The 23,227-nt window shown below is 67.6% G+C and carries 20 protein-coding genes; 10 read left to right on the top strand and 10 right to left on the bottom strand.

Annotated elements, in window-relative coordinates:
- Nucleotides 1–75 precede the first annotated feature (75 nt).
- From EX88_RS0118100 to EX88_RS0118055, 10 genes are all read right to left on the bottom strand, one after another.
- Complete coding sequence (locus tag EX88_RS0118100) at nt 76–762, bottom strand: DUF2461 domain-containing protein (RefSeq protein ID WP_031373402.1); 687 nt, start codon at nt 760–762, stop codon at nt 76–78.
- Between the two features lie 43 nt (nt 763–805).
- Nucleotides 806–2,257 carry an exodeoxyribonuclease I gene (gene sbcB / locus EX88_RS0118095; protein WP_031373401.1) on the bottom strand — a complete coding sequence of 484 codons (1,452 nt, stop codon included), beginning with the start codon at nt 2,255–2,257 and terminating at the stop codon, nt 806–808.
- Between the two features lie 4 nt (nt 2,258–2,261).
- Nucleotides 2,262–3,632, bottom strand: a complete 1,371-nt coding sequence (locus tag EX88_RS0118090; protein WP_031373400.1) for an FAD-dependent oxidoreductase — start codon at nt 3,630–3,632, stop codon at nt 2,262–2,264.
- A 91-nt stretch (nt 3,633–3,723) separates the two neighbouring features.
- A complete protein-coding gene (locus EX88_RS0118085; protein ID WP_235186335.1) occupies nt 3,724–4,005 on the bottom strand; it encodes a GIY-YIG nuclease family protein in 282 nt (93 codons plus the stop codon).
- Between the two features lie 135 nt (nt 4,006–4,140).
- Entirely contained in the window at nt 4,141–5,427 is a 1,287-nt protein-coding gene (gene kynU / locus EX88_RS0118080; RefSeq protein WP_031373398.1) for a kynureninase, read from the bottom strand.
- Nucleotides 5,428–5,501: 74 nt separating this feature from the next.
- A complete protein-coding gene (locus EX88_RS0118075; protein WP_031373397.1) occupies nt 5,502–6,512 on the bottom strand; it encodes an amidohydrolase family protein in 1,011 nt (336 codons plus the stop codon).
- Between the two features lie 7 nt (nt 6,513–6,519).
- Complete coding sequence (locus EX88_RS0118070) at nt 6,520–7,050, bottom strand: 3-hydroxyanthranilate 3,4-dioxygenase (RefSeq protein ID WP_031373396.1); 531 nt, start codon at nt 7,048–7,050, stop codon at nt 6,520–6,522.
- Nucleotides 7,051–7,509, bottom strand: coding sequence for a RidA family protein (locus EX88_RS0118065; RefSeq protein ID WP_036149367.1), 459 nt, complete (start codon nt 7,507–7,509; stop codon nt 7,051–7,053). It abuts the gene before it with no gap.
- On the bottom strand, nt 7,506–8,171 hold the full coding sequence (gene can, locus EX88_RS0118060) for a carbonate dehydratase (protein ID WP_031373394.1): 666 nt from the start codon (nt 8,169–8,171) through the stop codon (nt 7,506–7,508). Before can ends, EX88_RS0118065 begins: the two co-directional genes overlap by 4 nt.
- 7 nt (nt 8,172–8,178) lie before the next feature.
- Nucleotides 8,179–9,606: an aldehyde dehydrogenase gene (locus tag EX88_RS0118055; protein WP_031373393.1), complete on the bottom strand. Its 1,428-nt coding sequence runs from the start codon at nt 9,604–9,606 to the stop codon at nt 8,179–8,181.
- A 463-nt stretch (nt 9,607–10,069) separates the two neighbouring features.
- Between EX88_RS0118055 and EX88_RS0118050 the strand changes: the two genes are divergently transcribed.
- The 10 genes from EX88_RS0118050 to EX88_RS0118005 all read left to right on the top strand — a co-directional run bounded on the left by EX88_RS0118050 (nt 10,070) and on the right by EX88_RS0118005 (nt 22,947).
- Nucleotides 10,070–11,698, top strand: coding sequence for a TldD/PmbA family protein (locus EX88_RS0118050; RefSeq protein ID WP_031373392.1), 1,629 nt, complete (start codon nt 10,070–10,072; stop codon nt 11,696–11,698).
- A gap of 21 nt (nt 11,699–11,719) precedes the next feature.
- A complete protein-coding gene (locus EX88_RS0118045) occupies nt 11,720–13,054 on the top strand; it encodes a TldD/PmbA family protein (protein WP_031373391.1) in 1,335 nt (444 codons plus the stop codon).
- A gap of 99 nt (nt 13,055–13,153) precedes the next feature.
- A complete protein-coding gene (locus EX88_RS0118040) occupies nt 13,154–14,779 on the top strand; it encodes a TldD/PmbA family protein (protein ID WP_031373390.1) in 1,626 nt (541 codons plus the stop codon).
- Between the two features lie 101 nt (nt 14,780–14,880).
- A complete protein-coding gene (locus tag EX88_RS0118035; RefSeq protein WP_152566348.1) occupies nt 14,881–15,558 on the top strand; it encodes a DUF4159 domain-containing protein in 678 nt (225 codons plus the stop codon).
- A 61-nt stretch (nt 15,559–15,619) separates the two neighbouring features.
- Complete coding sequence (locus tag EX88_RS27345; RefSeq protein WP_255610992.1) at nt 15,620–15,748, top strand: hypothetical protein; 129 nt, start codon at nt 15,620–15,622, stop codon at nt 15,746–15,748.
- 4 nt (nt 15,749–15,752) lie between these two features.
- Entirely contained in the window at nt 15,753–16,763 is a 1,011-nt protein-coding gene (locus EX88_RS0118025; protein WP_051885271.1) for an AAA family ATPase, read from the top strand.
- A gap of 19 nt (nt 16,764–16,782) precedes the next feature.
- A complete protein-coding gene (locus tag EX88_RS0118020; RefSeq protein ID WP_031373387.1) occupies nt 16,783–17,688 on the top strand; it encodes a DUF58 domain-containing protein in 906 nt (301 codons plus the stop codon).
- Complete coding sequence (locus EX88_RS0118015) at nt 17,685–18,860, top strand: BatA domain-containing protein (protein WP_031373386.1); 1,176 nt, start codon at nt 17,685–17,687, stop codon at nt 18,858–18,860. The genes EX88_RS0118020 and EX88_RS0118015 overlap by 4 nt, the downstream gene beginning before the upstream one ends.
- Nucleotides 18,857–21,061, top strand: a complete 2,205-nt coding sequence (locus EX88_RS0118010) for a hypothetical protein (RefSeq protein ID WP_031373385.1) — start codon at nt 18,857–18,859, stop codon at nt 21,059–21,061. The genes EX88_RS0118015 and EX88_RS0118010 overlap by 4 nt, the downstream gene beginning before the upstream one ends.
- Nucleotides 21,058–22,947, top strand: a complete 1,890-nt coding sequence (locus EX88_RS0118005) for a hypothetical protein (protein ID WP_051885270.1) — start codon at nt 21,058–21,060, stop codon at nt 22,945–22,947. The genes EX88_RS0118010 and EX88_RS0118005 overlap by 4 nt, the downstream gene beginning before the upstream one ends.
- Nucleotides 22,948–23,227: the final 280 nt, after the last annotated feature.

The following is a 23,227-nucleotide window of genomic DNA, read 5'->3' as shown; positions in this document are numbered from 1 at the left end:
AAAGCGGCAAAGCAGATCAAAATCACGGCAACGGCAACGGCAACGGCAACGGCAACTGACGATCGGATTTGAGGCTCAGAACTCCAGATCCAACGCCGCGCACAGGTAATCGGTGAATGGCGCCAACCCGGCCAGATCCTTCTCCAAGGTCTTCAACAACCGCGGCCCGGTCATGGTCTCGTCGTCGATGGCCCGCAGGGCGACGAAATTTTTGCGCCTCAGGTCGTCGGCGAATTCGAAGTCGGCGGGAAAACCGCGCGGGGCGCGGGTCAGCATTTCGCTGTCGTCGAGGTCGTAGCGCTTGCGGAACTTCGCGTCGTGCGCAGCGGCCTTCCAACTGCCCGGGTTGTCGAGCACGAAGTGACGGATCTTGCGCAGCGAGTCGGGCTGCGGGTGCCATACGCCGGAGGCGATGAAGCAGTTGCCGCCTTCCAGGTGGATGTAGAACGACGGCGCTTCGATCTGGCGGCCGCGCTCGTGGAACAGGCGCGCGCCCTGGTGGGTCTTGTACGGCGCCTTGTCGTTGGCGAAACGGGTGTCGCGCTGGATGCGGAACAAGGAGCCGCCGACGTTCTTGGGCTCGGAGCGGTAATGCGGGCTGACTTCGGCCAGGACCGGCTGCAGGTCGGTCAGCAGGCGCAGGAAGGGTTCGCGCACATGGCTCTCGAAATCGGGCTTGTGGGCATGGAACCATTCGCGGTTGTTGTGACGCGCCAGCGAACGCAGGAACTTGAAGCTGGCTTCGGAAAAATAGCGGCTCATGCGGCGGGCTCTCGGGCTTGCTCGTAGCGGGGGACGGTCAGTATCACAGGGCCGGCTTGAGGCCGGCGTCGATGTCGCGGGCCCAGGCTTCGAGGCGATCGAGCAAGGCCTGTTTGCCGCCGTCGGCACCGGCCAGTGCGCGGGTCTGGGCGAGTTCGGCGTGGAAACGCTCGAAGCTGTACTCGGACAGGCCGGCCTCGTCGTACAAACGATGGCGGCGATATTCGTCCCAGCGTTCGCGCTCTTGCGCGTCCAGGGTCTGCGGCCAGTTGCGGGCGCGATAACGGAACAGCAGCTCGGGCAGGCGCGCGTCGCGGAAATCGAAAGCCGCCTGGGCCAGCGCCGGCGGCGGGGTGGTGCGGACCTGGCGGAACAGGCGCTTGTCGCCGTCGCCGATGAAGGCGTCGTAAAGCGAGGCGTCGACGTCGGAGGGTTCGCGGGCACGGTCGTTGGCGTAGACACGGCGGACTTTCTCGACCAGTTCCGGACCGGCTTCGCGGATCTGCGCGGCGCGGTACTCGACCTGGGCGGGATCGATCGACAAACGCTCGAAATCGGCCGGGCGCAGATGGTTCCAGGCGATCAGCGCCGGGCAGCGGTTCAGATGCACTTCCTTGAGCGCGACGCGTTCCTCGCCCTCGGGCAGGTCGGCGGTCGGCGTGTACAGGCGGTCGGCGATCTCGTCCGGTGCCAGCCGCAACAGCGCCGCCGGGTCCTGTATCAGGTCGAACACCAGCACGCGGTTGTCGATGCGCGGATGCCGCGCCAGCGGGATCACCGGCGCCGCGCACAGGCGACTGGCCGGATAGCGCTGCGAGACGTGCAGGGCCGGGGTCATCGCGATGGTGTCGAGCAAGGTCGCGGCGAAGCGCTTGTCGCGCAGGCGCAGGGCGTATTCCCACAGTTTCGGCTGCGCGGTCTTGAACTTGCGCGCGATGCCGATCAGGGCGCGTACGTCCGACAGCGCTTCGTGAGCATCGCCCTCGCGCACGCCATTGGCTTCGGCCAGGTGTTCGAGCTTGAACGAGGTGGTGCCGTCTTCGCGCTGCGGCCAGACCACGCCGTCGGGGCGCAGCGCGTGGGCGAGGCGCATCACGTCGAGCAGGTCCCAGCGCGTGTTGCCGCCGCGCCATTCGCGTTCGTAAGGGTCGTAGAAATTGCGGAACAGGCCGTAGCGTACGAATTCGTCGTCGAAGCGCAGCGAGTTGTAGCCGGCGCTGCAGGTCTCCGGTCGCGACATTTCGTCGGAGATCAGGGCGAAGATCTCGGCCTCGCTGACGCCGTCGCGCAGGGCATCTTGCGGCGCGATCCCGGTGATCAGGGTCGCGACCGGCGAAGGCAACAAGTCGTCGGCGGGTTTGACGAAGACGCTGATCGGCTCTTCGACCGGGTTCAGGTCGGCGTCGGTGCGGATCGCCGCGAACTGCGCGATGCGGGTCGTGCGCGGGTCGGCGCCGAAGGTTTCGAGGTCGTAGAACAGAAAACTGGCGGGCATGGGATCACTCGTCCGCGGGCAGGGGCGACAAGCGCTCGCGCACCAGCGCGTCGACCGCCGGCCAATCGAGGCTGGCCAGGCTGTCGTGGCCGCGGGTCAGTTCGACCAACAGTTCGCGTTGCTGCAGGCCGCGGGCATAGGCCACTTCGTAGGGCATGCGGTGGAAGGTCACCATCGCATAGCGCGGCATGAAGCGCTCGGGATGGCGTTCGGCGAGTTCGTGTTCGAGAGCACGTTGCAGTAGGTAGTCGTCGTTGTCGACGCGGTCGCGCATTTCCAGATAGTTTTCCAGCGCCATGGCCTGGATCGCGCGCGCGCTCGGCAGGCGCTCGGCCTGGAACGCGGCGAAGGCGGCGGCGCGGTCGTCGTCGGCGAGCAGGCGCTCGGCCAGGGCGACACAGTCCTCGAAGGCGCAGTTCATCCCCTGGCCGTGGAAGGGCACCATCGCGTGGGCGGCGTCGCCGAGCAACACGGCGCGGTCGTCCAGGTGCCAGCGGTCCAGGTACAAGGTGGCGAGCAGGCCGGCCGGGTTGCGCTCGAAGTCTTGTTCGAGTTGCGGGATCAAGGGCACCGCGTCGGCGAAGTCGCGCTCGAACAAGGCGCGCGCATCGGCGCCGTTGCGCACGGTCTCGAAGCTCGGGTCGCCTTCGTTGGGCAGGAACAGGGTGACGGTGAAGGTGCGTTCGTCGTTCGGCAGGGCGATGCACATGTAGCGGCCGCGCGGCCAGATGTGCAGGGCGTTCGGCTCGATGCTGAAACCGCCGTCGGGCGAGGGCGGGATCTCCAGCTCCTTGTAGGAATGGCCGAGGAACTCGGTGCGTTCGCCCAATTCGACCGCGTCCTTCATCGCGCCGCGCAGGGCCGAGCCGGCGCCGTCGGCGCCGACCAGGCTGTCGAACACGATCTCGTGTGCGCTGTCGTCGCGGTCGTCATGGAACACCGCCAGGCGGCGCTCGAAATCGACCGATTGCAGGCCGCGATGGAAGTGCAACTGGGCGCCGGCGTCCTCGGCGATCTGCAGCAGGATCAGATTCAACTCGCCGCGGTGCACCGACCAGATCACTTCGCTGTCGTCGCGCCCGTAGCGCTGCAGGTCGGTGCGGCCGTCGAGGAAATGCACCATGCGCCCGCGCATCATCACCGCCTGCGCCATGACCGCATCGTCGGCCCCGGCCAGGCGCAGCGCATGGCGGCCGCGTTCGGCCAGGGCGAGATTGATCGAGCGCCCGCCCTGATAGCCCTTGAGGCGCGGATCGCCGCGCTTCTCGTAGACATCGACCTCCCAGCCGCGCCGCGCCAGCAAGGTGGCGAGCAGCGCGCCGGCGAGGCCGGCGCCGATGATGGTGATGTGCTTGGGGTATATGGTTGCGTTCAAGCGGCGAGTCCTATGGCGAGTCGCGCGAGGAGGGGCAGGGAGCCGTGGATCTCCATACCGTCATTCCCGCGAAGGCGGGAATCCAGAGGCTTCAGCCGGTACTCGCGATGTCCTGCCATAAGTCGCGCCATTCCGGATTGTTCTCTTCGATCAGTCGGATCTTCCATTCGCGGTTCCATTTCTTTATTTTCTTCTCGCGTTGAATGGCGCTTTCCATGGTCTCGTGCTGTTCGTACCAAACCAGTCGATCGACGCCATAGCGTTCGGTGAAGCCTTGCGCCAGGTGCTCGCGATGTTGCCATACGCGTTGGATCAGGTCGCTCGTAACGCCGGTATACAAGGTGCCGCGTTTCGCGCTTGCAAGGAGGTACACGGCGGGCGACCTGGACACTTCAACCTCACTTTGGATATTCGGCTAGCGCCGAAGAAAAGCAGAGCCCGCCTTCGCGGGAATGACGGTAGGAGGGTTCGCCGGACCTGAGCGGATCCAGGTGGGACGAAGCCAGAATCAAGCGCCCCTCCAGGCTTCCACCGCCTGCGCGAAGCGCAGCACGTCGGCGTGAGTGTTGTACAAGGGCGCCGGCGAGATCCGGATCACGTCGGGCTCGCGCCAATCGCCGAGCACGCCGTTGGCGGCGAGATAGTCGAACAGGTCGCGGCCGGCGGCGCGGCCGCTGAGGCCGCGGCCGCCGATCACTCGCAACGACAGCTGACAACCGCGTTGCGCCGGGTCGGCGGGCGTGACGATATCGAGCGTATCGGCGAGGCGTTCGCGGATCAGCGCTTCCAGATAGCCGGTCAGGCGCTGCGACTTATCGCGCAGAGCGGGCATGCCGACCCGGTCGAACAGGTCCAACGATGCGCGCAACGGAGCGAGGCCCAGTATCGGCGGGTTGCTCAGTTGCCATCCCTCGGCGCCCGCGGTCGGGACGAAATCCGGCCCCATGCGGAAACGGGTCGAGGTTTCGTGGCCCCACCAGCCGGCGAAGCGCGGTCGGTCGGTGCGGGCGTGGTGTGCGTGGACGAAACAGCCGGCGACCGCACCGGGGCCGGAGTTCAGGTACTTGTAGTGGCACCACACCGCGAAATCCACGCCGCTGTCGTGCAACTGCAGTTCGAGGTTGCCGACGCCGTGGGCGAGGTCGAAGCCGCACAGCGCGCCCTGCGCATGCGCCAGGCGCACGATCGCCGGCAGGTCGAAGGCCTGGCCGCTGCGGTATTGCACGCCGGGCCACAGCACCAGGGCCAGGCGCGGGCCGTGCTCGGCGATGGCGCGTTCGATCGTCGCCATCGAGATCAGCCCGCCGGGTTCGTCGGGCTCGACCTCGATGAGGTCGGTGGCCGGGTCGAAACCGTGGAAGGCGATCTGCGAAGCCACGGCATAGCGGTCGGACGGAAACGAACCGGCTTCGATCAGGATCGCCGGGCGCTCGCGGGTCGGCCGGTAGAAGCTGACCATCATCAGGTGCAGGTTGGCGGTCAGCGAATTCATCGCGATCACTTCGCCCGGGTGGGCGCCGACCAGGCGCGCGAGCGGGTCTCGCACCAGTTCGTGATACGGCATCCACTGCGCCTGACCGGTGAAGTGGCCTTCGACCGCTTCCATCGCCCACTTGTCCAGCACCTCCACGACGTGCGCGCGTGCGCCGCGTGGCTGCAGGCCGAGCGAATTGCCGACGAAATAGGCCTGCTCCTCGTCGCCGTGGCGGGGAATCAGGAATTCGCCGCGCAGGGTCGGCAGCGGGTCGGCGGCGTCGAGCGCGGCGGCATGGGCGGGGGACGACAGATCGGTCACGGGAAAGGCCTGGCAACGTGGAGCGGTGATGAGAGATGAGTGACGAGGGGGCAAGGGCAGGATTCGCCCGGCACTCACTCGAAGCGCGATTTCGACAGCCCCAGCCATTCCAGCGCGGTGCCGTGATACAGCCGCGCCTGGTCGGCCGGCGGCAGGTCGAGCGAGGCGATGCCGGCACCGGGCGTCTGTTCGCCAAGCGGGAACGGGTAGTCGGTGCCGAGCATCACCCGCGACACGCCGCAGGTGTCGAGCAAGTATTCGAGCGCGCGCGGGTCGGCGACCCAGGAGTCGAAGTAAAACTGGTTGAGGTAATCGCGGGGGTTGCGCGGATTGTCGGTCGCGACCAGGTCGGGGCGCATGTTGAAGCCGTGTTCGATGCGGCCGATGGTGTAGGGGAAACTGCCGCCGCCATGGGCCAGACAGATCTTCAACTTCGGCAGGCGTTCGAGCACGCCGCCGAACACCAGGCAGCAGGCTGCGCGCGATTGCTCAGCCGGCATGCCGACCAGCCACGGCAGCCAGTATTTCGGCATGCTCGGCGTGCCCATCATGTCCCAGGGGTGCACCAGGATCGCCGCGCCGAGGTCGCTGGCGGCCTCGAAGAACTCGAACAACTCCGGTGCGTCGAGGTTCCAGTCGTTGACGTGGCTGCCGATCTGGCAGCCCTGCAGGCCGAGCTGGTCCATGCAGCGTTCGAGTTCCTGCACCGCCAGGCGCGGCGACTGCAGCGGCACCGTGCCGATGCCGGCGTAGTGGCGCGGGTAGTCGCGGCAAGCCTGCGCCATATGATCGTTGAGCGCCTGGTGCAGGTCGAGGGCCTGGTTGGCCTTGGCCCAGTAGCTGAACATCACCGGCACGGTGCTGATGACCTGCACCTGCACGCCGAAGCGCGCGTAGTCGTCGATGCGCTCCTGCGGGTCCCAGGTCTTCGACCAGATCTCGCGGAAGAACTTGCCGTCCTTGTAGATGCGATGGCGGCCGTCGTCGGTGTGGTGGATCACCGGAAAGCGCTCGTCGCCGTACTTGCGCGCCAGGTCGGGCCAGTCGCGCGGCAGATAATGAGCGTGGGTGTCGATCTTTAGCATCGTCGCCTCAGGTGTCGGGCATCACGTAGCGGCCCGGCGCCGGGTTCAGATGGCCGCAGTCCATGCAGGTCCGATGTTCGCGCGAGGAATAGAAACGCTCGAACACCGGCGGAAAGTCGGCCTCGATGTCGTGCAGGTGGAAGAATTCTTCGTAGAGCTTGTGGTTGCAGCGCTCGCAGTACCACATCAGGCCGTCGTCTTCGTGGGCCAGGCGCTTGCGTTCGATGACCAGGCCGACCGAATCGGGCATGCGCTGCGGCGAATGCGGCACGCGCGGCGGCAGCAGGAAGGTCTCGCCGGCGCGGATCGGGATGTCGCGCACGGCCCCATCCTCCTGGATGCGCAGGACCATCTCGCCTTCGAGCTGATAAAACCACTCGGGGCCTTCGTCCCAGTGATAGTCGGTGCGCTGGTTAGGGCCGCCGACCACCATGACGATGAAGTCGCCGAGGTGGATCACCTTGTTGCCGACCGGCGGCTTCAGCAGGTGCCGGTGTTCGTCGATCCATTGGCTGAGGTTGATCGGTCCAGGAAGCATTCACTTGCCCTCGGGCGGTGCGCCGTTTCGCTGCGGGGCGAAGGCGGCGGTGCATTTGAGTTCGATCGCGATCGGCGTCGGCAGCGCGGTGATGCCGAGCGTGGTCCGGCACGGCGCGCGTTCGGCATCGGGGAAATACTCGGCCCAGACCGCGTTATAGGCGGTGAAATCGCGGGCCATGTCGGTCAGGTACACGGTCACGTCGACCAGGTCGTCCCAGCCGGCGCCGCTGGCTTCGAGCACGGCGCGGACGTTGGCGAACACCGAGCGGCACTGCAGCTCGATGTCGTAAGCGATCAGGCGGCCTTCGGCGTCGTGGACGTTGCCGGGGATGGCGTTGCTGGCAGCGTCGCGCGGGCCGATCCCGGACAGGAACAGCAGGTCGCCGACCCGGCGCGCATGCGGGTACAGGCCGACCGGCCGCGGCGCCTTGGCGGCGCTGATGCCGCCGCCGCTCATCGCGGCGAACCGCCGTGGGTGGAGTGCACCGTGGCGACGGCGCGTTCGTAGGTGTCCTGCAAGGCTTCGAAGCTGTCGATGTTCATGCCGGTGTCGTGGACGCGGCCGTTGCGCAGGCTGTAGACCCAACCGTGTACGGCGAGCGGCTGCTGGCGCGCCCAGGCGTCGCGGACGATGGTGGTCAGGCTGACGTTCTGCACCTGTTCGATCACGTTGAGCTCGCACAGACGGTCGTGACGCTCGTCGGCATGGGCATGCGATATGCAGGCCACGTGCTTGTCGGCGACGTCGCCGACATGGCGGATCCAGTTGTCGGCCAGGCCCAGGCGGTGGCCGTGCAGGGCCGCATGCACGCCGCCGCAGCCGTAATGGCCGACCACGAGGATGTGCTTGACCTTGAGCACGTCGACCGCGAACTGGATCACCGACAGGCAGTTGAGGTCGGTATGGACCACGACGTTGGCGATGTTGCGATGGACGAAGACCTCGCCCGGGGCCATGTCGATGATCTGGTTGGCCGGCACGCGCGAATCCGAGCAGCCGATCCAGAGGTATTCGGGCGCCTGTTGGCGCGAGAGGCGGGCGAAGAACTCCGGGTCCTCGGCGCTGATGCGCTCGGACCATTCGCGGTTTCGTTCAAGCAGGTCGTGCAACGGGGTCATACAACGGTCATCCCAGGTGAAGGCCGACGTTCTTGGCGTCGGTGAAGAAACGCATGGCCTCGGCGCCGCCTTCGCGGCCGAGGCCGGACGCGCCGACGCCGCCGAACGGCGTGCGCAGGTCGCGTTGCAGCCAGGTGTTGACCCAGACCATGCCGACGCGCAATTGCGCGGCGAGGCGGTGGGCGCGGGCGAGGTCGCGGGTCCAGACCGACGCCGACAGGCCGTAGTCGCCGGCATTGGCCAGCGCCAGCGCTTGCGCGTCGTCGTCGAAAGCTTGAAGCGTCACGACCGGGCCGAAGATCTCTTCGCGGTTGCTGGCGCAGTCCGGGCCGAGGCCTTCGATCACGGTCGGCGCCACGTACCAGCCGGGCCGGTCCAGGGCATGGCCGCCGCACAGCACGCGGCCGCCTTCGCCGCGCGCGCGTTTGAGCGCGGCCAGGACTTTGTCGTAATGCGCCTGCGACACCAGCGGGCCGAGCGCGGTGCTTTCGTCGGCGGGTTCGCCGATCTTCAGCGCCTGGGCGCGTTCGACCAGGGCGTCGCGGACTTCGTCGTAGATCGAGCGCTCGATCAGCACACGCGAGCCGCACAGGCAGATCTGCCCCGAATTCTGGAACGCCGAACGCACCAGGGTGTCGAGGTGCGCGCGCCAGTCGCTGTCGGCGAACACCAGGGTCGGGTTCTTGCCGCCTAGCTCCAGCGAGACTTTGCGCAACAGCGGCGCGGCGATGCCGGCGATGCGCTGGCCGACCGCGGTGCTGCCGGTGAACGAGATCGCGCGCACCGCCGGGTGCCGGACCAGGCTTTCGCCGACCTCGGGGCCGAGGCCATGGACGATGTTGAGCACGCCGTGCGGGAAGCCGATTTCGGCGGCCAGCTCGCCGAGCATGCTGGCCGTGGCCGGGGTCACTTCGGAAGGCTTGGCGACCACGGTGTTGCCGGCCGCGAGCGCCGGGGCGATCTTCCAGGTGAACAGGTACAGCGGCAGGTTCCACGGCGAGATCGTCGCGACCACGCCGAGCGGCGCGCGCAAGGTGTAGTTGAGCCCGGCCTGGCCGTGGTGGGATTCGCTGGCGAACTGGGTCGCGGCGTGAGCGAAGAAGCGCAGGTTGGAGACTGCACGCGGGATCTCGGCTTCGCGGGCGAGCCGGATCGGCTTGCCGGCGTCGCGCGACTCGGCTTGGGCGAAGTCCTCCAGGCGCGTTTCCAACGCGCTGGCGAGGGCTTCGAGCCAGCGCGCACGTTCGCTGTGGGGCAGGGCCGACCAGGCCGGGAACGCGGCCTGCGCCGCGGCGACCGCGAGCTCGACATCGGCGGCGTCGCCGGCCGCGACCTGCGCATACGCTTGCGCATTGGCGGGGTCGTGGACATCGAGCCAACGACCGCCGGCCGCATCGCGCGCCTGGCCGTCGATCCAGTGCCGGAATCTGTGCATGCGCCAAGCTTAACGCGTGGGCGCGGCAGCGCCCATAGCGCGGGGCGGCGGGGCGGTCGCGGTTCCGTGACGGCGGGGCCGGATGGCGTGCGCTTTGGGGCCTTCGCGAACGAATGACGCGGCCTCCGACTTTGCCGAACCGGTCCATGGCGCGCGGGCATGACCAAAGTCATGCATGACTGTTGGCCCAGGTGCGCCGCAGCAAAGTCGCCTCGCGCAGTCGCGAGAACACCCAGGTGGCGGGCGGCAAGGGAGGCGAAATACCGCGAAATAAGATGAATCGCTGCGCCTGGCGTCTCGTATCGGCAACCCCGATCGGCGCAACGGCGGCATCGCGAGTCACTGTCTCCCGGCACTTGACTGCCCGCGCAAGCACTGCGCACATTCCGAGAGGTGACTTTCATCCATGCCTTGCGGCGGCAACCAGCACTGCCGATCGGGCCCACAACGGCGGAACAATCTCGTGGATAGACGCAACTTCCTGACCATGTCGGGGCTCGGCATTGCCGGGCTGATGATTCCCTACGGCAGCGCGATCGCTGCCGAAGCCCTGTTGACGCCGCTGGATGTGGCCAAGAAAAAAGTGCTTGCCGACACCGCGCTGACCGCGGCGAAAGGCGCCGGCGCAACTTACTGCGATGTACGCATCGGCCGTTATCTGCGCCAGTTCGTCATCACCCGCGAGGACAAGGTCCAGAACGTGGTCAACACCGAGTCGACCGGCATCGGCATCCGCGTGCTGGTCAACGGCGCCTGGGGCTTCGCCGCGACCAATCAGTTGAACGCCAAGAGCGTGGCCGAGGCGGCGCAGCAGGCTGCCGCGATCGCGCGTGCGAACTCCAAGACCCAGACCCAGCCGGTGGTGTTGGCCAAGACCCCGGGCGTCGGCGAGGTGGCGTGGAAGACGCCGATCCGCAAGAACGCCATGGAAGTGCCGATCAAGGACAAGGTCGACCTGTTGCTCGGGGTCAACGCCGCCGCGGTCAAGGCCGGCGCCGACTTCGTCAACTCGATGCTGTTCCTGGTCAACGAACAGAAATACTTCGCTTCGACCGACGGCTCCTACATCGACCAGGACGTGCACCGCATCTGGGCGCCGATGACGATCACCGCGATCGACAAGGCCAGCGGCAAGTTCCGCACCCGCGAAGGCCTGTCCTCGCCGATGGGCATGGGCTTCGAATACCTCGACGGCGCCGCCTCGGGCAAGACCGTCTCGCCGAACGGCGTGGTCAACTACAGTAACTCCTACGACATGCTCGAAGACGCGGTCGCGGCCGCCAAGCAGGCGCGGCAGAAGCTCACCGCGCCCTCGGTCAAGCCGGGCAAGTACGACCTGGTGCTGGATCCCTCGCACACCTGGCTGACCATCCACGAATCGATCGGCCATCCGCTCGAGCTCGACCGGGTGCTCGGTTACGAGGCCAACTTCGCCGGCACCAGTTTCGCCACCGTCGACAAGGTCAAGAGCGGCTTCAAGTACGGCAGCGACCAGGTCACGGTGTTCGCCGACAAGACTCAGCAAGGCAGCCTCGGCGCGGTCGGCTTCGACGACGAGGGCGTCAAGACCAAGCGCTGGAACCTGATCAAGGACGGCATCCTGGTCGACTACCAGACCATCCGCGACCAGGCCCACATCCTCGGCAAGAGCGAATCCGACGGCTGCTGCTACGCCGACTCCTGGTCGAGCGTGCAGTTCCAGCGCATGGCCAACGTGTCGCTGGCGCCGGGCAAGAACAAGCTCAGCGTCACCGACATGATCAAGGACGTCGAGAACGGCATCTACATCGTCGGCGACGGCTCCTTCTCGATCGACCAGCAGCGCTACAACGCCCAGTTCGGCGGCCAGCTGTTCTACGAGATCAAGAACGGCAAGATCACCGGCATGCTGGAAGACGTGGCCTACCAGATCCGCACCCCGGAATTCTGGAACTCCTGCGTCGCGGTCTGCGACGAAAGCGACTACCGCCTCGGCGGCTCGTTCTTCGACGGCAAGGGCCAGCCGGGCCAGGTCTCGGCGGTCTCGCACGGTTCCAGCACGGCGCGCTTCAACGGCGTCAACGTCATCAACACCGCCCGCAAGCTCGGCTGACCGGCGCAGGAGAATCCACCCATGAGCATCTTCACCGAAGCCGAAGCCAAGGCCATCCTCGACAAGGTCCTGGCGCTGTCCAAGGCCGACGAGTGCACCGCGACCCTGACCGGTTCGATCGCCGGCAACATCCGTTTCGCTCTCAACAACGTGTCGACCAGCGGCATCGTCAGCAACAGCAACCTGGCCGTGCAGTCGGCCTTCGGCAACCGCGTCGGCACCGCCAGCATCAACGAGTTCGACGATGCCGCGCTGGAACGCGTGGTCCGCCGCGCCGAAGACCTGGCCAGGCTGGCGCCGGAAAACCCGGAGTTCATGCCGGCGATCGACAAGCAGAGCTATAAGCCGAGCCCGACCTTCAGCGCTTCGACCGCGGCGATCACGCCCGAGTTCCGCGCCCAGGTCGCGGCCGACTCGATCGCGCCCTGCCGCGAAGGCAAGCTCACCGCCGCCGGCTTCCTCGAAGACGGCCAGAGCTTCGTCGCGGTGGCCAACAGCAAGGGCAACTTCGGCTACCAGCAGGCCACCAATTTCGACTACACCTGCACCGTGCGCACCGACGATGGCCGCGGTTCCGGCTGGGTCGGGCGCAACCTCAAGGACGCCAGCGAGTTCAAGGCCGACAACGAAGTGCGCATCGCCATGCGCAAGGCCACCGAGTCGGCCGAGGCCAAGGCGCTGGAGCCGGGCAAGTACACGGTGATCCTGGAGCCGGCCGCGGCCGCCGGGCTGATCTCGTTCATGATGAATTTCTTCGATGCGCGCCAGGCCGACGAGGGCCGCAGCTTCCTGTCGAAGAAGGGCGGCGGCAACAAGCTCGGCGAGCAGGTCTACGACCCGCGCGTCAACATCAGCGCCGATCCCTGGGACCCGCGGGCTCCGGTGCTGCCGTGGGACGCACAGGGTCTGGCTCGCGAGAAGATGTCGGTGGTCGAGAACGGCAAGGTCGCCGCCCTGGATTACTCGCGCTTCTGGGCCAAGAAACAGGGCAAGCGCGCGGTCGGCACGCCCGGCAACCTGCTCATGGCAGGCGGCGACAAGTCCACCGCCGAGCTGATCAAGGGCACCCAGAAGGGCATCCTGGTCACCCGCACCTGGTACATCCGCATGGTCGACCCGCAGACCGTGCTGCTGACCGGCCTGACCCGCGACGGCACCTTCTACATCGAGAACGGCGTGATCAAGCACCCGGTGAAGAATTTCCGCTTCAACGAATCGCCGGTGATCATGCTCAACAACATCGAGGAACTCGGGCGGCCGGTGCGGGTGGCCGGCGATGAGTCTTCGTTCGTGATGATGATCCCGCCGATGAAGCTGCGCGATTTCACCTTCACCTCGTTGTCGGACGCGGTCTGATTCACCTTTGAACGGCGGCGCGGCCGGCGATCCGGCGCGCCGCCTGCCCTGGTTCGCTGCGACAGCGTGCCGCCGAGCCAGCCGAACCCGAGCCGCCCGATGCAACGACGCGATTTCCTCAGTTTCACCGGCCTCGGCCTGGCCGGCCTCGCGCTTCCCTACGGCCGCGTTATCGCTGCCGAGGCCTTGCTGGAGCCGGCCGACCTCGCGCGCCGGCGACGCCTGGCCGACACCGCCTTGAACGCCGCGCGCGAAGGCGGAGCGGATTATTGCGACGTGCGCATCGGCCGCTACCTGCGCCAATCGGTGGTGACCCGCGAAGCGCAGGTCCGCAACATCGTCAACGGCGAATCCGCCGGTGTCGGCATCCGCGTACTGAGCCAGGGCGCGTGGGGCTTCGCCGCCACCGACGCCTCGACCCCGGACGCGGTCGCTGCCGCCACGCGCCAGGCGCTGGCGATCGCTCGCGCCAATGCGCGCATACAGACGCGCAAGGTCGAGCTGGCGCCGGTCGCCGGCGTCGGCGAAACGCGCTGGGCCACGCCGCTGCGCAAGAACGCGATGGCGGTGCCGATCAAGGAAAAAGTCGAGCTGTTGCTCGGCGTCAACGCCGCCGCGCTCAAGGCCGGCGCCGACTACGTCAACTCGACCTTGTTCGTGATCAACGAACAGAAGTATTTCGCGTCCAGCGACGGCAGCTACATCGACCAGGACATCCACCGCATCTGGCTGCCGCTGACCGCGACCGCGGTCGACAAGGCCAGCGGCAAGTTCCGCACCCGCGACGGCCTGTCGGCGCCGATGGGCATGGGCTACGAATACCTCGACGCCGATCCGGCCGGCAAGGTCGCGTTGCCTGGCGGCCTGACCGGCTACGGCCGCTCCTACGACGTGATGGAAGACGCGGTCGCCGCCGCCAAGCACGCCCGCGCCAAGCTCAAGGCGCCGTCGGTGAAGCCAGGCAAGTACGACCTGGTGCTGGACCCGTCGAACCTGTTCCTGACCATCCACGAGAACGTCGGCCACCCGCTCGAACTCGACCGTGTGCTCGGCTACGAGGCCAATTACGCCGGCACCAGTTTCGCCACCCTCGACAAGCGCGAACAGGGCTATCGTTACGGCAGCGAACGGGTCAACTTCGTCGCCGATAAAACCCGTCCCGGCAGCCTCGGCGCGGTCGGCTACGACGACGAAGGCGTCAAGACCCGCGAGTGGGACCTGATCCGCGACGGCATCCTGGTCGACTACCAGGCCACCCGCGACGAGGCGCATCTGCTCGGCCATAAACAGTCGCACGGTTGCAGCTATGCCGATTCCTGGTCGAGCGTGCAGTTCCAGCGCATGGCCAACGTCTCGCTGAAGCCGGGCAAGCAGCCATTGAGCGTGGCCGAGATGATCAAGGGCGTCGAGCGCGGCCTGTACGTGCACGGCCGCGGTTCGTATTCGATCGACCAGCAACGCTACAACGCCCAGTTCGGCGGTCAGTTGTTCTACGAGATCAAGAACGGCCAGGTCACCGGCATGGTCGAGGATGCCGCCTACCAGATCCGCACCCCTGAGTTCTGGAACGCCTGTGTGGCGGTCTGCGACGAGCGCGATTTCCGCCTCGGCGGCTCGTTCTTCGACGGCAAGGGCCAGCCGAGCCAGGTCTCGGCGGTCTCGCACGGGTCGAGCACGACGCGCTTCAACGGCGTCAACATCATCAACACCGCGCGTGCGCTGTAGCCGATGGGGTTGAGGCAGGGCATGGTCGTTCCAGGCCGCATCGCGGCAACCCAGACCGACGCAGGCAGGGCCCGGTGAACCGGGCGCAGTTCCTGCGGTTGATGCTCGGCAGCGCTGCCGGCGCCTGGTTGGCGCACTCGCCGTTGGCGCGGGCTGCCCGCGCCGACTACGACTTCTGGTTCACCCGGCTCAAGTACGACTCCGGCGACTGGGACGTCGACCAGCGCATGCCGGCCAACCTGATCACCTCCTTGATCGACTACACCAACCTGAGGGTCGACCCGAAAGAGCACGTGCTCGCCTTGGCCGACCCGAAGATGCTCGGCGCGCCGTTCTGTTACCTGGCCGGGCACAAGCTGGTCGAGTTCAACACCGACGAGCGCCGTAACTTCGAGCGCTACGTGCGCAACGGCGGCTTCGTCTTCGTCGACGACTGCAACCACGACATCGACGGCCTGTTCGCGAAGTCCTTCGAAGAGCAGATGGCGAAGATTTTCGGTGCCAAGGCCTTGCGCCGGTTGCCGAAGAACCACCCCATCTACCGCAGCTTCTTCGTTTTCGACGGCCCGCCGGCGACCGGCTTCGAACTCAACGGCTGGGGCGACGACCTGGTCCACGACTACCTGCAAGGCATCGAGATCGACGGTCGCCTGGGCGTGCTGTACAGCAACAAAGATTACGGCTGCGAATGGGACTACGACTGGCGCAACAAACGCTTCCTGGCCGAGGACAACACCAAGTTCGCGGTCAATATCGTCATGTATGCGTTGGGGGCTTGAGATTCGGGATTTGGAAATCGGGAATCGGGAATCGAGGGCAGGCAGTAGCGAAGCGAACACGATGAAGCGCGTGCTCGCTGTTGCCCCCTTTGACAAAGGGGGCGGCGACCGCGCAGCGGACGCGGGGGATTTGCTGTTGCTGTTGTTGCTTGAAAAACGCGGAGCGAATCTGCACTGGCTTTCGGGATGAAGAAATGAACACCAACATCGCAACCGGCGGCAACGAAGCCGAACTGAAAATACAGCTCGATCGCTTGGGCGCCCTGCGCGAAGCGATCGCCCAGGCGATCGTCGGCCAGCACGAGGTGGTCGAGCAATTGCTGATCGGCCTGCTGGCCGGCGGCCACTGCCTGCTCGAAGGCGTGCCGGGCCTCGGCAAGACCCTGCTGGTGCGCTCGCTGGGACAGGCGCTGGAGCTGCAGTTCCGGCGCGTGCAGTTCACCCCCGACCTGATGCCCAGCGATATCCTAGGCACCGAGCTGCTCGAAGAAGACCACGGCACCGGCCATCGCCATTTCCGCTTCCAGCCCGGGCCGATCTTCACGAATCTGCTGCTGGCCGACGAACTCAACCGCACGCCGCCGAAGACCCAGGCCGCGCTGCTCGAAGCGATGCAGGAGCGCACGGTCAGCTATGCCGGCGTGACCCACGCCCTGCCGGCGCCGTTCTTCGTCCTGGCGACCCAGAACCCGCTCGAACAGGCAGGCACTTATCCCTTGCCGGAAGCGCAGCTCGACCGCTTCCTGCTGCATATCCGCGTCGGCTATCCGAGCGAGCGCGAAGAGCACGACATTCTGTTGCAGACCACCGGCACGCGCAGCGCCGAGGTGCCGCGGGTGATGGGCGGCGAAGAGATGATCGCTTTGCAAGCGCGGGTACGCGAGGTGCATCTGGGCGACGACCTGCTGGTCTGGATCACGCGACTGGTGCGCGCCAGCCGTCCCGACGAGAGCGCCTTGCCGGAAGTGCGGCAATGGGTGAAGTGGGGCGCCGGCCCGCGTGCGGGCCAGTCGCTGGTGTTGGCGGCGAAGGCGAGGGCGCTGCTGCATGGGCGTTATGCGGCGACCCGCGAGGACATCCTCGCCCTGGCCGCGCCGGTGATGCGTCACCGCCTGCTGCTGTCGTTCGCCGCCGAGGCCGAGCTCAAGAGCGCCGACGACGTCATCGCCGCGCTGCTGCGCGGCGTACCGTTCCCGAGCGCTTGAGCACAGGCGCCGGAGCCTCGTGAAGGATTTCATTCCACCGTCGGTGCGGGCGCGCCTGCGCAGCTTGCGCCTGCTGTCGCGGCGCGCAGTCGGCACCCATGGCATCGGCCTGCACAACAGCCGCAGCCGCGGCGCGGGGCTCGAATTCGCCCAGTACCGCGCCTACGAGCCCGGCGACGAATTGCGCCAAGTCGATTGGAAATTGTATGCGCGCTCGGACCGGTTCTTCGTGCGCGAAGCCGAGCGCGAAAGTCCGCTCGCGGTCTGGCTGCTGGTCGACGCCACCGCGTCGATGAACCAGTGCGATGCGGCGCGCCCGGATTGGTCGAGGCTCGACGCCGCTAAAGCCCTGGCCGCCTGCGTCGCGGAACTGGCACTGCGTCAGGGCGACCGCTTCGGTTTGATCGCGCTGCGCGAGGACGGTGTGCGCCTGGTCGCGCCTGCGACCGGTGCGCGCCAACGCGACCGCTTGTGGCTGGAACTGCATGCTTTGTCGGCGCAGGGCGCCTGGCCGGCCGCGCAACGGCTGCGGCCGCTGTGGGAACGCATCGCCGCCGGCGACCTGGTGCTGATGATCGGCGACGGTTTCGACGACGGCAGCGATGAAGGCGCCGTCGCGATCGCCGAACGGCTCGCGTCGGCGCGACGCGAAGTGCTGAGCATTCGCATCCTGACCGCGGAAGAACGCGACTTCCCGTTCCGCGGCGGTTACCGCTTCCGCGACCCGGAAACCGGCGAAGAGTTGCTCGGCGACGGCGCGGCCTTGCGCGACGAGTTCCTTGTGCGATTCGCCGCCGCGCGCAAGGCGCTCGATGCGCGCCTGGCCGCAAGCGGCATCCGCCACACCGAGTACGTGCTCGACGAGGCGCTCGATCTGCCGCTGCGACGCTTGTTCGGTGCCCGCGACATGGCGGAGCAGGCGTGAACCTGAGCCTGCTGCTGCCCGCCGCGCTGGCCGCGCTGGCGGCTTTGCTACTGCCGCTGTTGATCCATCTCGCGCGGCGCAGCGAACAGCGCCCGACCGATTTCGCCGCCTTGCGCTGGTTGCGGCAGCGGCCGAAGCCGCGTCACCGCATCCGCTTCGACGAATGGCCGCTGTTGCTGCTGCGCCTGTTGCTGCTGGCCTTGCTCGCAATGTGGCTGGCGCGGCCGGTGTTGTTCGGCGCCGAGAGCGCGCGGCCGTGGATCGTGGTCGCACCCGGCGTCGACGCACAGGCCGCACGCGCCCAGGCTGCCGCATCCGATGCGCGCCTGCACTGGCTCGCGCCGGGTTTTCCGCGTCTCGATGCTGCCGCACCCGCTACGCCGGTGCCTCTGTCCAGTGTGTTGCGCGAGCTCGATGCCAGCCTGCCGGCGGCTGCGGCGCTGACCGTGTTCGTGCCCGAGCACATGGGCGGCACCGACGGGCAACGGCCGCAGTTGTCGCGGCCGGTCGAATGGCGGGTCGTGCCCGGCACGACGCCGGCTGCGACCCCGGCCAGCGCGATGGCCGCGCCGTCGCCGGCGATCCGCTATGCCGCCGATCGCGCAGCGGCGCTGCCGTATCTGCGCGCGGCGATCGCCGCCTGGCGCGATCCGACAGCGGACGATCGCTCGACCGAATCGGTCGCGCCCAGCACCGAGGCTTGGCCGGCCGACAGCCGCGAGTTGATCTGGTTGGCGCCCGGCGCTGTGCCGGCGCAGGTGCGCGAGTTCGCCCGCAACGGCGGGCGCGTGCTGCTCGATGCGGCCAGCGAATGGCCGCGCGATGCCTCATCGCTGCCTGCGCCGTTGTGGCGCGACGCGTCCGGTGCGGTCCTGGTCGAGGGCGTCGCGTTCGGTCGCGGCCGGCTGATGCGCTTGACCCGTGCGCTGGCGCCACAGGTCATGCCGGAGTTGCTCGAACCGGGTTTCCCGCAACGCTTGCGCGGCTTGTTCGAGCCGACCGCTCCCGCGCCTTCCTGGGTCTCGGCTAAAGACCATGCACCGGCGACTGGAGGCGCGTCTTATGCCTTGCCGCCGCGCGAGCTGCGCTTGTGGTTGGCGCTGTTGATCGCATTGGTGTTCGTGCTCGAACGCTGGCTGGCGACGCGCGCACGACGCGGAGCGACGCCATGACCGCGGCGACGATCCTTGCCGGCCGGCTGCGTTCGGCGCGCACCCGCCGCGCCCTCGATCTGGCCCTGTGCCTGTTGCCGTCGGTCGTGGTCGGCGCGGCCTTGGCCTGGCGCTTGTGGGGTGTTTCGGCTGCACTGTCGCTGGCGGCAGTACTATGCGCGGCGCTCGCCGCTTTCGTCTGGAGTAAGGCCCGGCGCCTCGACGAGGCTTGGCTCGCGCGACGCCTCAACGCCACCCGCAGCGACATGGACGACAGCGCCGATCTGTTGTTCGCATCGGGCGAGGACTTGAACGGCTTGCAGCGCTTGCAACAGGCGCGGCTGCGCGAACGCATCGAAACTGCAAACGGTCCCGAGCTGGGCCCGGGGTGGTCGGCACGGCGCCTGCTCGTGTCGGCGCTCGCTGCGTTGCTGGGCTTGATCGCGATCGGCCTGTGGCCACGTGCGCAGAGCGGCGCGCGCGATCTCGAAGCCTTGTCGCCGGCGCCGCAGGTCGCCGCCTTGCCCGGACAGCCACGGCTGATCGAACAAGGCCTGCGCATCGATCCACCGGCGTATACGCACATGCCGCCGCGCAGCGAACCCACCCTCGAAGGGCGCGTGCCCGAGAACGCGCGCTTACGCTGGAACCTGCGTTTCGAGCCGCAGCCGAGCGCGGCCGAGCTGGTCTTCCACGACGGCCAGCGCTTGGCGCTCGCACGCCAGGGCGACGGGCGCTGGAGCGCCGAGCGCGTGCTGGCCAAGCCGGCCTTGTATCGCATCGTCGCCGCAGGCGCGCCGGATGCGCAGACGCGCCGTCTGTACCGGCTCGACGTCACCGTCGACCGCGTTCCGCAGTTGCGCGTGCTCGAACCCGATCGCGGCCTGAGCCTGATGAGCGCGGGGCAGCGCAACTGGCCGCTGGAGTTCGAAGCCAGCGACGATTACGGACTGGCCGCGAATGCACAGTTGCGCATCACCCTGGCCCAGGGCAGTGGCGAGAACATCACCTTCCGCGAGCAGCGCCTCAGTCTGCGCGGCACCGGCACGGCGACCGCCAAGCGTTATGCGCAGCGTCTCGACCTGGCCAGCCTCGGCTTCGCCAGCGGCGACGACCTGATCGTCCAGCTCAGCGTCGACGACAATCGCTCGCCGAAGCCGCAGACGGCGCAGAGCCCGAGCCTGATCCTGCGCTGGCCGGCCGACCTCGGCAGCGAGGCGACGGGCCTGGACGGCATGGTCAAGACCACCTTGCCGGCGTATTTCCGCAGCCAGCGCCAGATCATCATCGACGCCGAGGCCTTGATCGCGCAGCGGCGCAAACTCGACGAAGCGCGGTTTATCGAACGCTCCGACGCGATCGGCGTCGATCAGCGCCTGTTGCGCCTGCGCTACGGCCAGTTCCTCGGCGAAGAATCCGAGGGCGCACCGCAGTTGCCGACCAACGACCGCGACGAACCCGAACCGCACGACGAGCATACGGCTGCGGATAAGGGCCAGGGGCAGAGCGCGAATGCCTCCGCGCCGGACGAACACGATGAGCATACGCATACGCCGAAGCCGGCGGCGCCTACCTTCGGCGAGGAAGGCTCGGTGCTGGAGCAGTTCGGCCATACCCACGATCACGCCGAAGCCGCGACCTTGCTCGATCCGGACACGCGCAAGCTGCTCAAAGCCGCGCTCGACGAGATGTGGCAGTCGGAACTGCATCTGCGCCAGGGCCATCCGCAGCAGGCGCTGCCGTATGCGCACAAGGCGTTGGGCTTCATCAAGAAAGTGCAGCAGGCCACGCGCATCTACCTGGCCCGGGTCGGCCCCGAGTTGCCGCCGATCGACGAAAGCCGCCGTTTGAGCGGCGAACGCGCCGGACTGGCGCGACGCGGCGAGATGCTGGCCGCGGCGAGGGCAGCCGATCCCTTGCTCGAATCGCTGTGGCGCGAGCTGGAGCAAAGCACGCGCGCGAGCAAGCCGACCCCGATCGATTACACCGGTCTGCAGCGTTGGTTGCGCGAGCACGAGTCGCGAGTAGCCGACCCCTTGGCCTTCGCCGCCGCCTTCGATGCCCTGCGCAACGAACCCGAATGCCTGCGTTGTCGCGCTGAGCTGCGGCGACTGCTGTGGCCGCTGCTGACGCGGCCGCCGGCGAGCGTGCAACGGCGAGGGCAGGGCGACGCGGTCGACCGGCGTTACTTCGAAGCCTTGCAACAGGAGGCCCGGCGATGATCGGCGCCATCGATCTCGACAGCGGCCTGCAAGGCAGCCTCGAAACCGCGATCGCCGGGTTGCTCGGCCTCGCCGTCGTGCTGGCGATGGCGAGCCTGATCCTGCGGCAATACCGCGCCGAGGCCGGGATGCGTGCGCGTGGTTGGCGGCTCGCATTGTTGCTGATCGCGCAACCGCTGATGGCGGCGTTGCTGTATCTCGCGCTGTTCCCGCCGCTCGTATACAGCGACGCCGGCAGCATGGTGGTGGCGACGGCCGGTGCGAGCGCGAGCGACGCCACGATCGCCGGCGAGACCCGCATCGCCTTGCCCGAAGCCACGGCTTCGACCGACGGCGAACGCGTACCCGACCTCGCCACGGCGTTGCGCCGCCATCCCGGCACCCAACGGCTGCGCCTGCTCGGCGCCGGCCTGGAGCTGCGCGATCGCGATGCCGCGCGCGGGCTGACGATCGAATGGCAGCCGACGCCGTTGCCGCGCGGACTGAGCGGCCTGTGGGCGCCGCGCGAAGTCGCGGCCGGCGGCGGGTTCAGCGTGACCGGAAGTGTCGCAGCGATGCCCGGTGCGGTGGTGGAATTACTAGACCCGGGTCTGCAACGCGTCGACCGCGCCGCCTTGGCGGCGGATGGCGGCTTCCGCGTCGGCGCCATCGCACGCATTCCGGGCTTGATGAATTTCAGGCTGCGTTTGCGCGATGCGCGCCAGAACGTCGTCGAAGAGATCGAGCTGCCTTTGTCGGTGGTCGCCGATACGCCGCCGCGAGTGCTGGTGCTGGCTGGCGCACCGAATCCGGAACTGAAGTACCTGCGACGCTGGGCCTTGGACGCGGGGATCAAGCTGCATACCCAGGTCGATGCCGGCGCTGGGCTGCGGCTCGGCGATGCGCCGCTGAACTTGAACGCCTCGACCTTGGCCGGTTTCGATCTGGTCGTGCTGGACGAACGCGTCTGGGAAGGCCTGGGCGAATCGCAGCGTGCCGCCTTGCTCGGCGCCATGCGCGACGGCCTCGGCGTGCTGCTGCGCATCGGCGGCCCTTTGTCGCCACGCATGCGTACGCAGCTGCGGGCGCTGGGCTTCGAACTCGGGGCCGGCGCAGACTCGGTGGAAGTGCGCTTGCCGCCATCGAGCGCGGATGAAGAAGCGACCCGCGCCCGCATCGGCCCGGGCACGACCGACGCGCCGCGTGCCCGCGATGAGGCGGTGGGGGAGTTGCCGGTACTGAATCGACGTGCGCTCACACTCGATGGCGCGGGTTCGCACAGTCTGTTGCGCGGTGCGGACGGCAAGGCTTTCGCCAGTTGGCGCAGCGCCGGCCGTGGCCGGCTCGGTGTGTGGACCCTGAGCGACAGCTTCCGCCTGACCCTGGCCGGTCGCGACGATCTGCATGGGCAATGGTGGAGTGCCGCTTTTGGCGCGTTGGCGCGGGCCCAGCCGAAGCCGATGCTGCGGATCGATGGCGAGGCGCGTCAGGACCGGCGGGTCTCGCTGTGCGGCTTGAGCGATGGGGCGCAGGTGCGTACACCGCAAGGCGATGACATCGATGTGCTGATCGATCCGGCCAGCGGTAGCGAACGCTGCGCCGCCTTCTGGTCGACCCACGCGGGTTGGCATGTGTTGCGCCAAGGCGAGCGCGTGCAGCCCTTCGCGGTGCGCGGCCGCGATGAGGCGCCGGGCTTGCGTGCTGGCGAGCTGCGTGAGGCGACTTTGCTATTGATGGCGCAGACGCGATCGCCGACCGCTGCGGCTTCGTCGGTGGCGAATGCGGCCTCGTCGACGCAGGCTCAACGGGGTTCGTCCTGGCCGTGGTTTCTGGCTTGGTTGTTCGTGAGTGCGGGAGCGTGGTGGTTGGAGCGTTCGCGGCGCGGGCGTATAGCGCAGGCCGAATAGTGGTAGGCGACGAATCCAAAGGGTAGGAGCGGCGTCCTACTGGATTTCCTTCGCTCACAAGCCGCGACCGCGGGATGCGCAGAGGGAGCAACGCCGGTGTTATGAATCGAATTGGCGTGCTTTCGCGAGGGTAGGAGCGGCGCAAGCCGCGACCGCGTTGCTTGTCGTTACGGTGCTTCTTACCGCAGAGCGGTGAAGCCAAGGCTACAGTTAGGGCTAGAGCTAGAGCAAAGCTTCCGTCCGCTGACGCGGCCGGGTTACTTTCTTTTGCTAAGCCCAA

Origin of the sequence: Lysobacter antibioticus (genome assembly GCF_000731095.1) — a bacterium.
Classification (GTDB): Bacteria; Pseudomonadota; Gammaproteobacteria; order Xanthomonadales; family Xanthomonadaceae; genus Lysobacter; species Lysobacter antibioticus_B.
The sequence above is the reverse complement of the archived record's forward strand: the minus strand, read 5'-3'. Positions and strand labels throughout refer to the sequence as shown.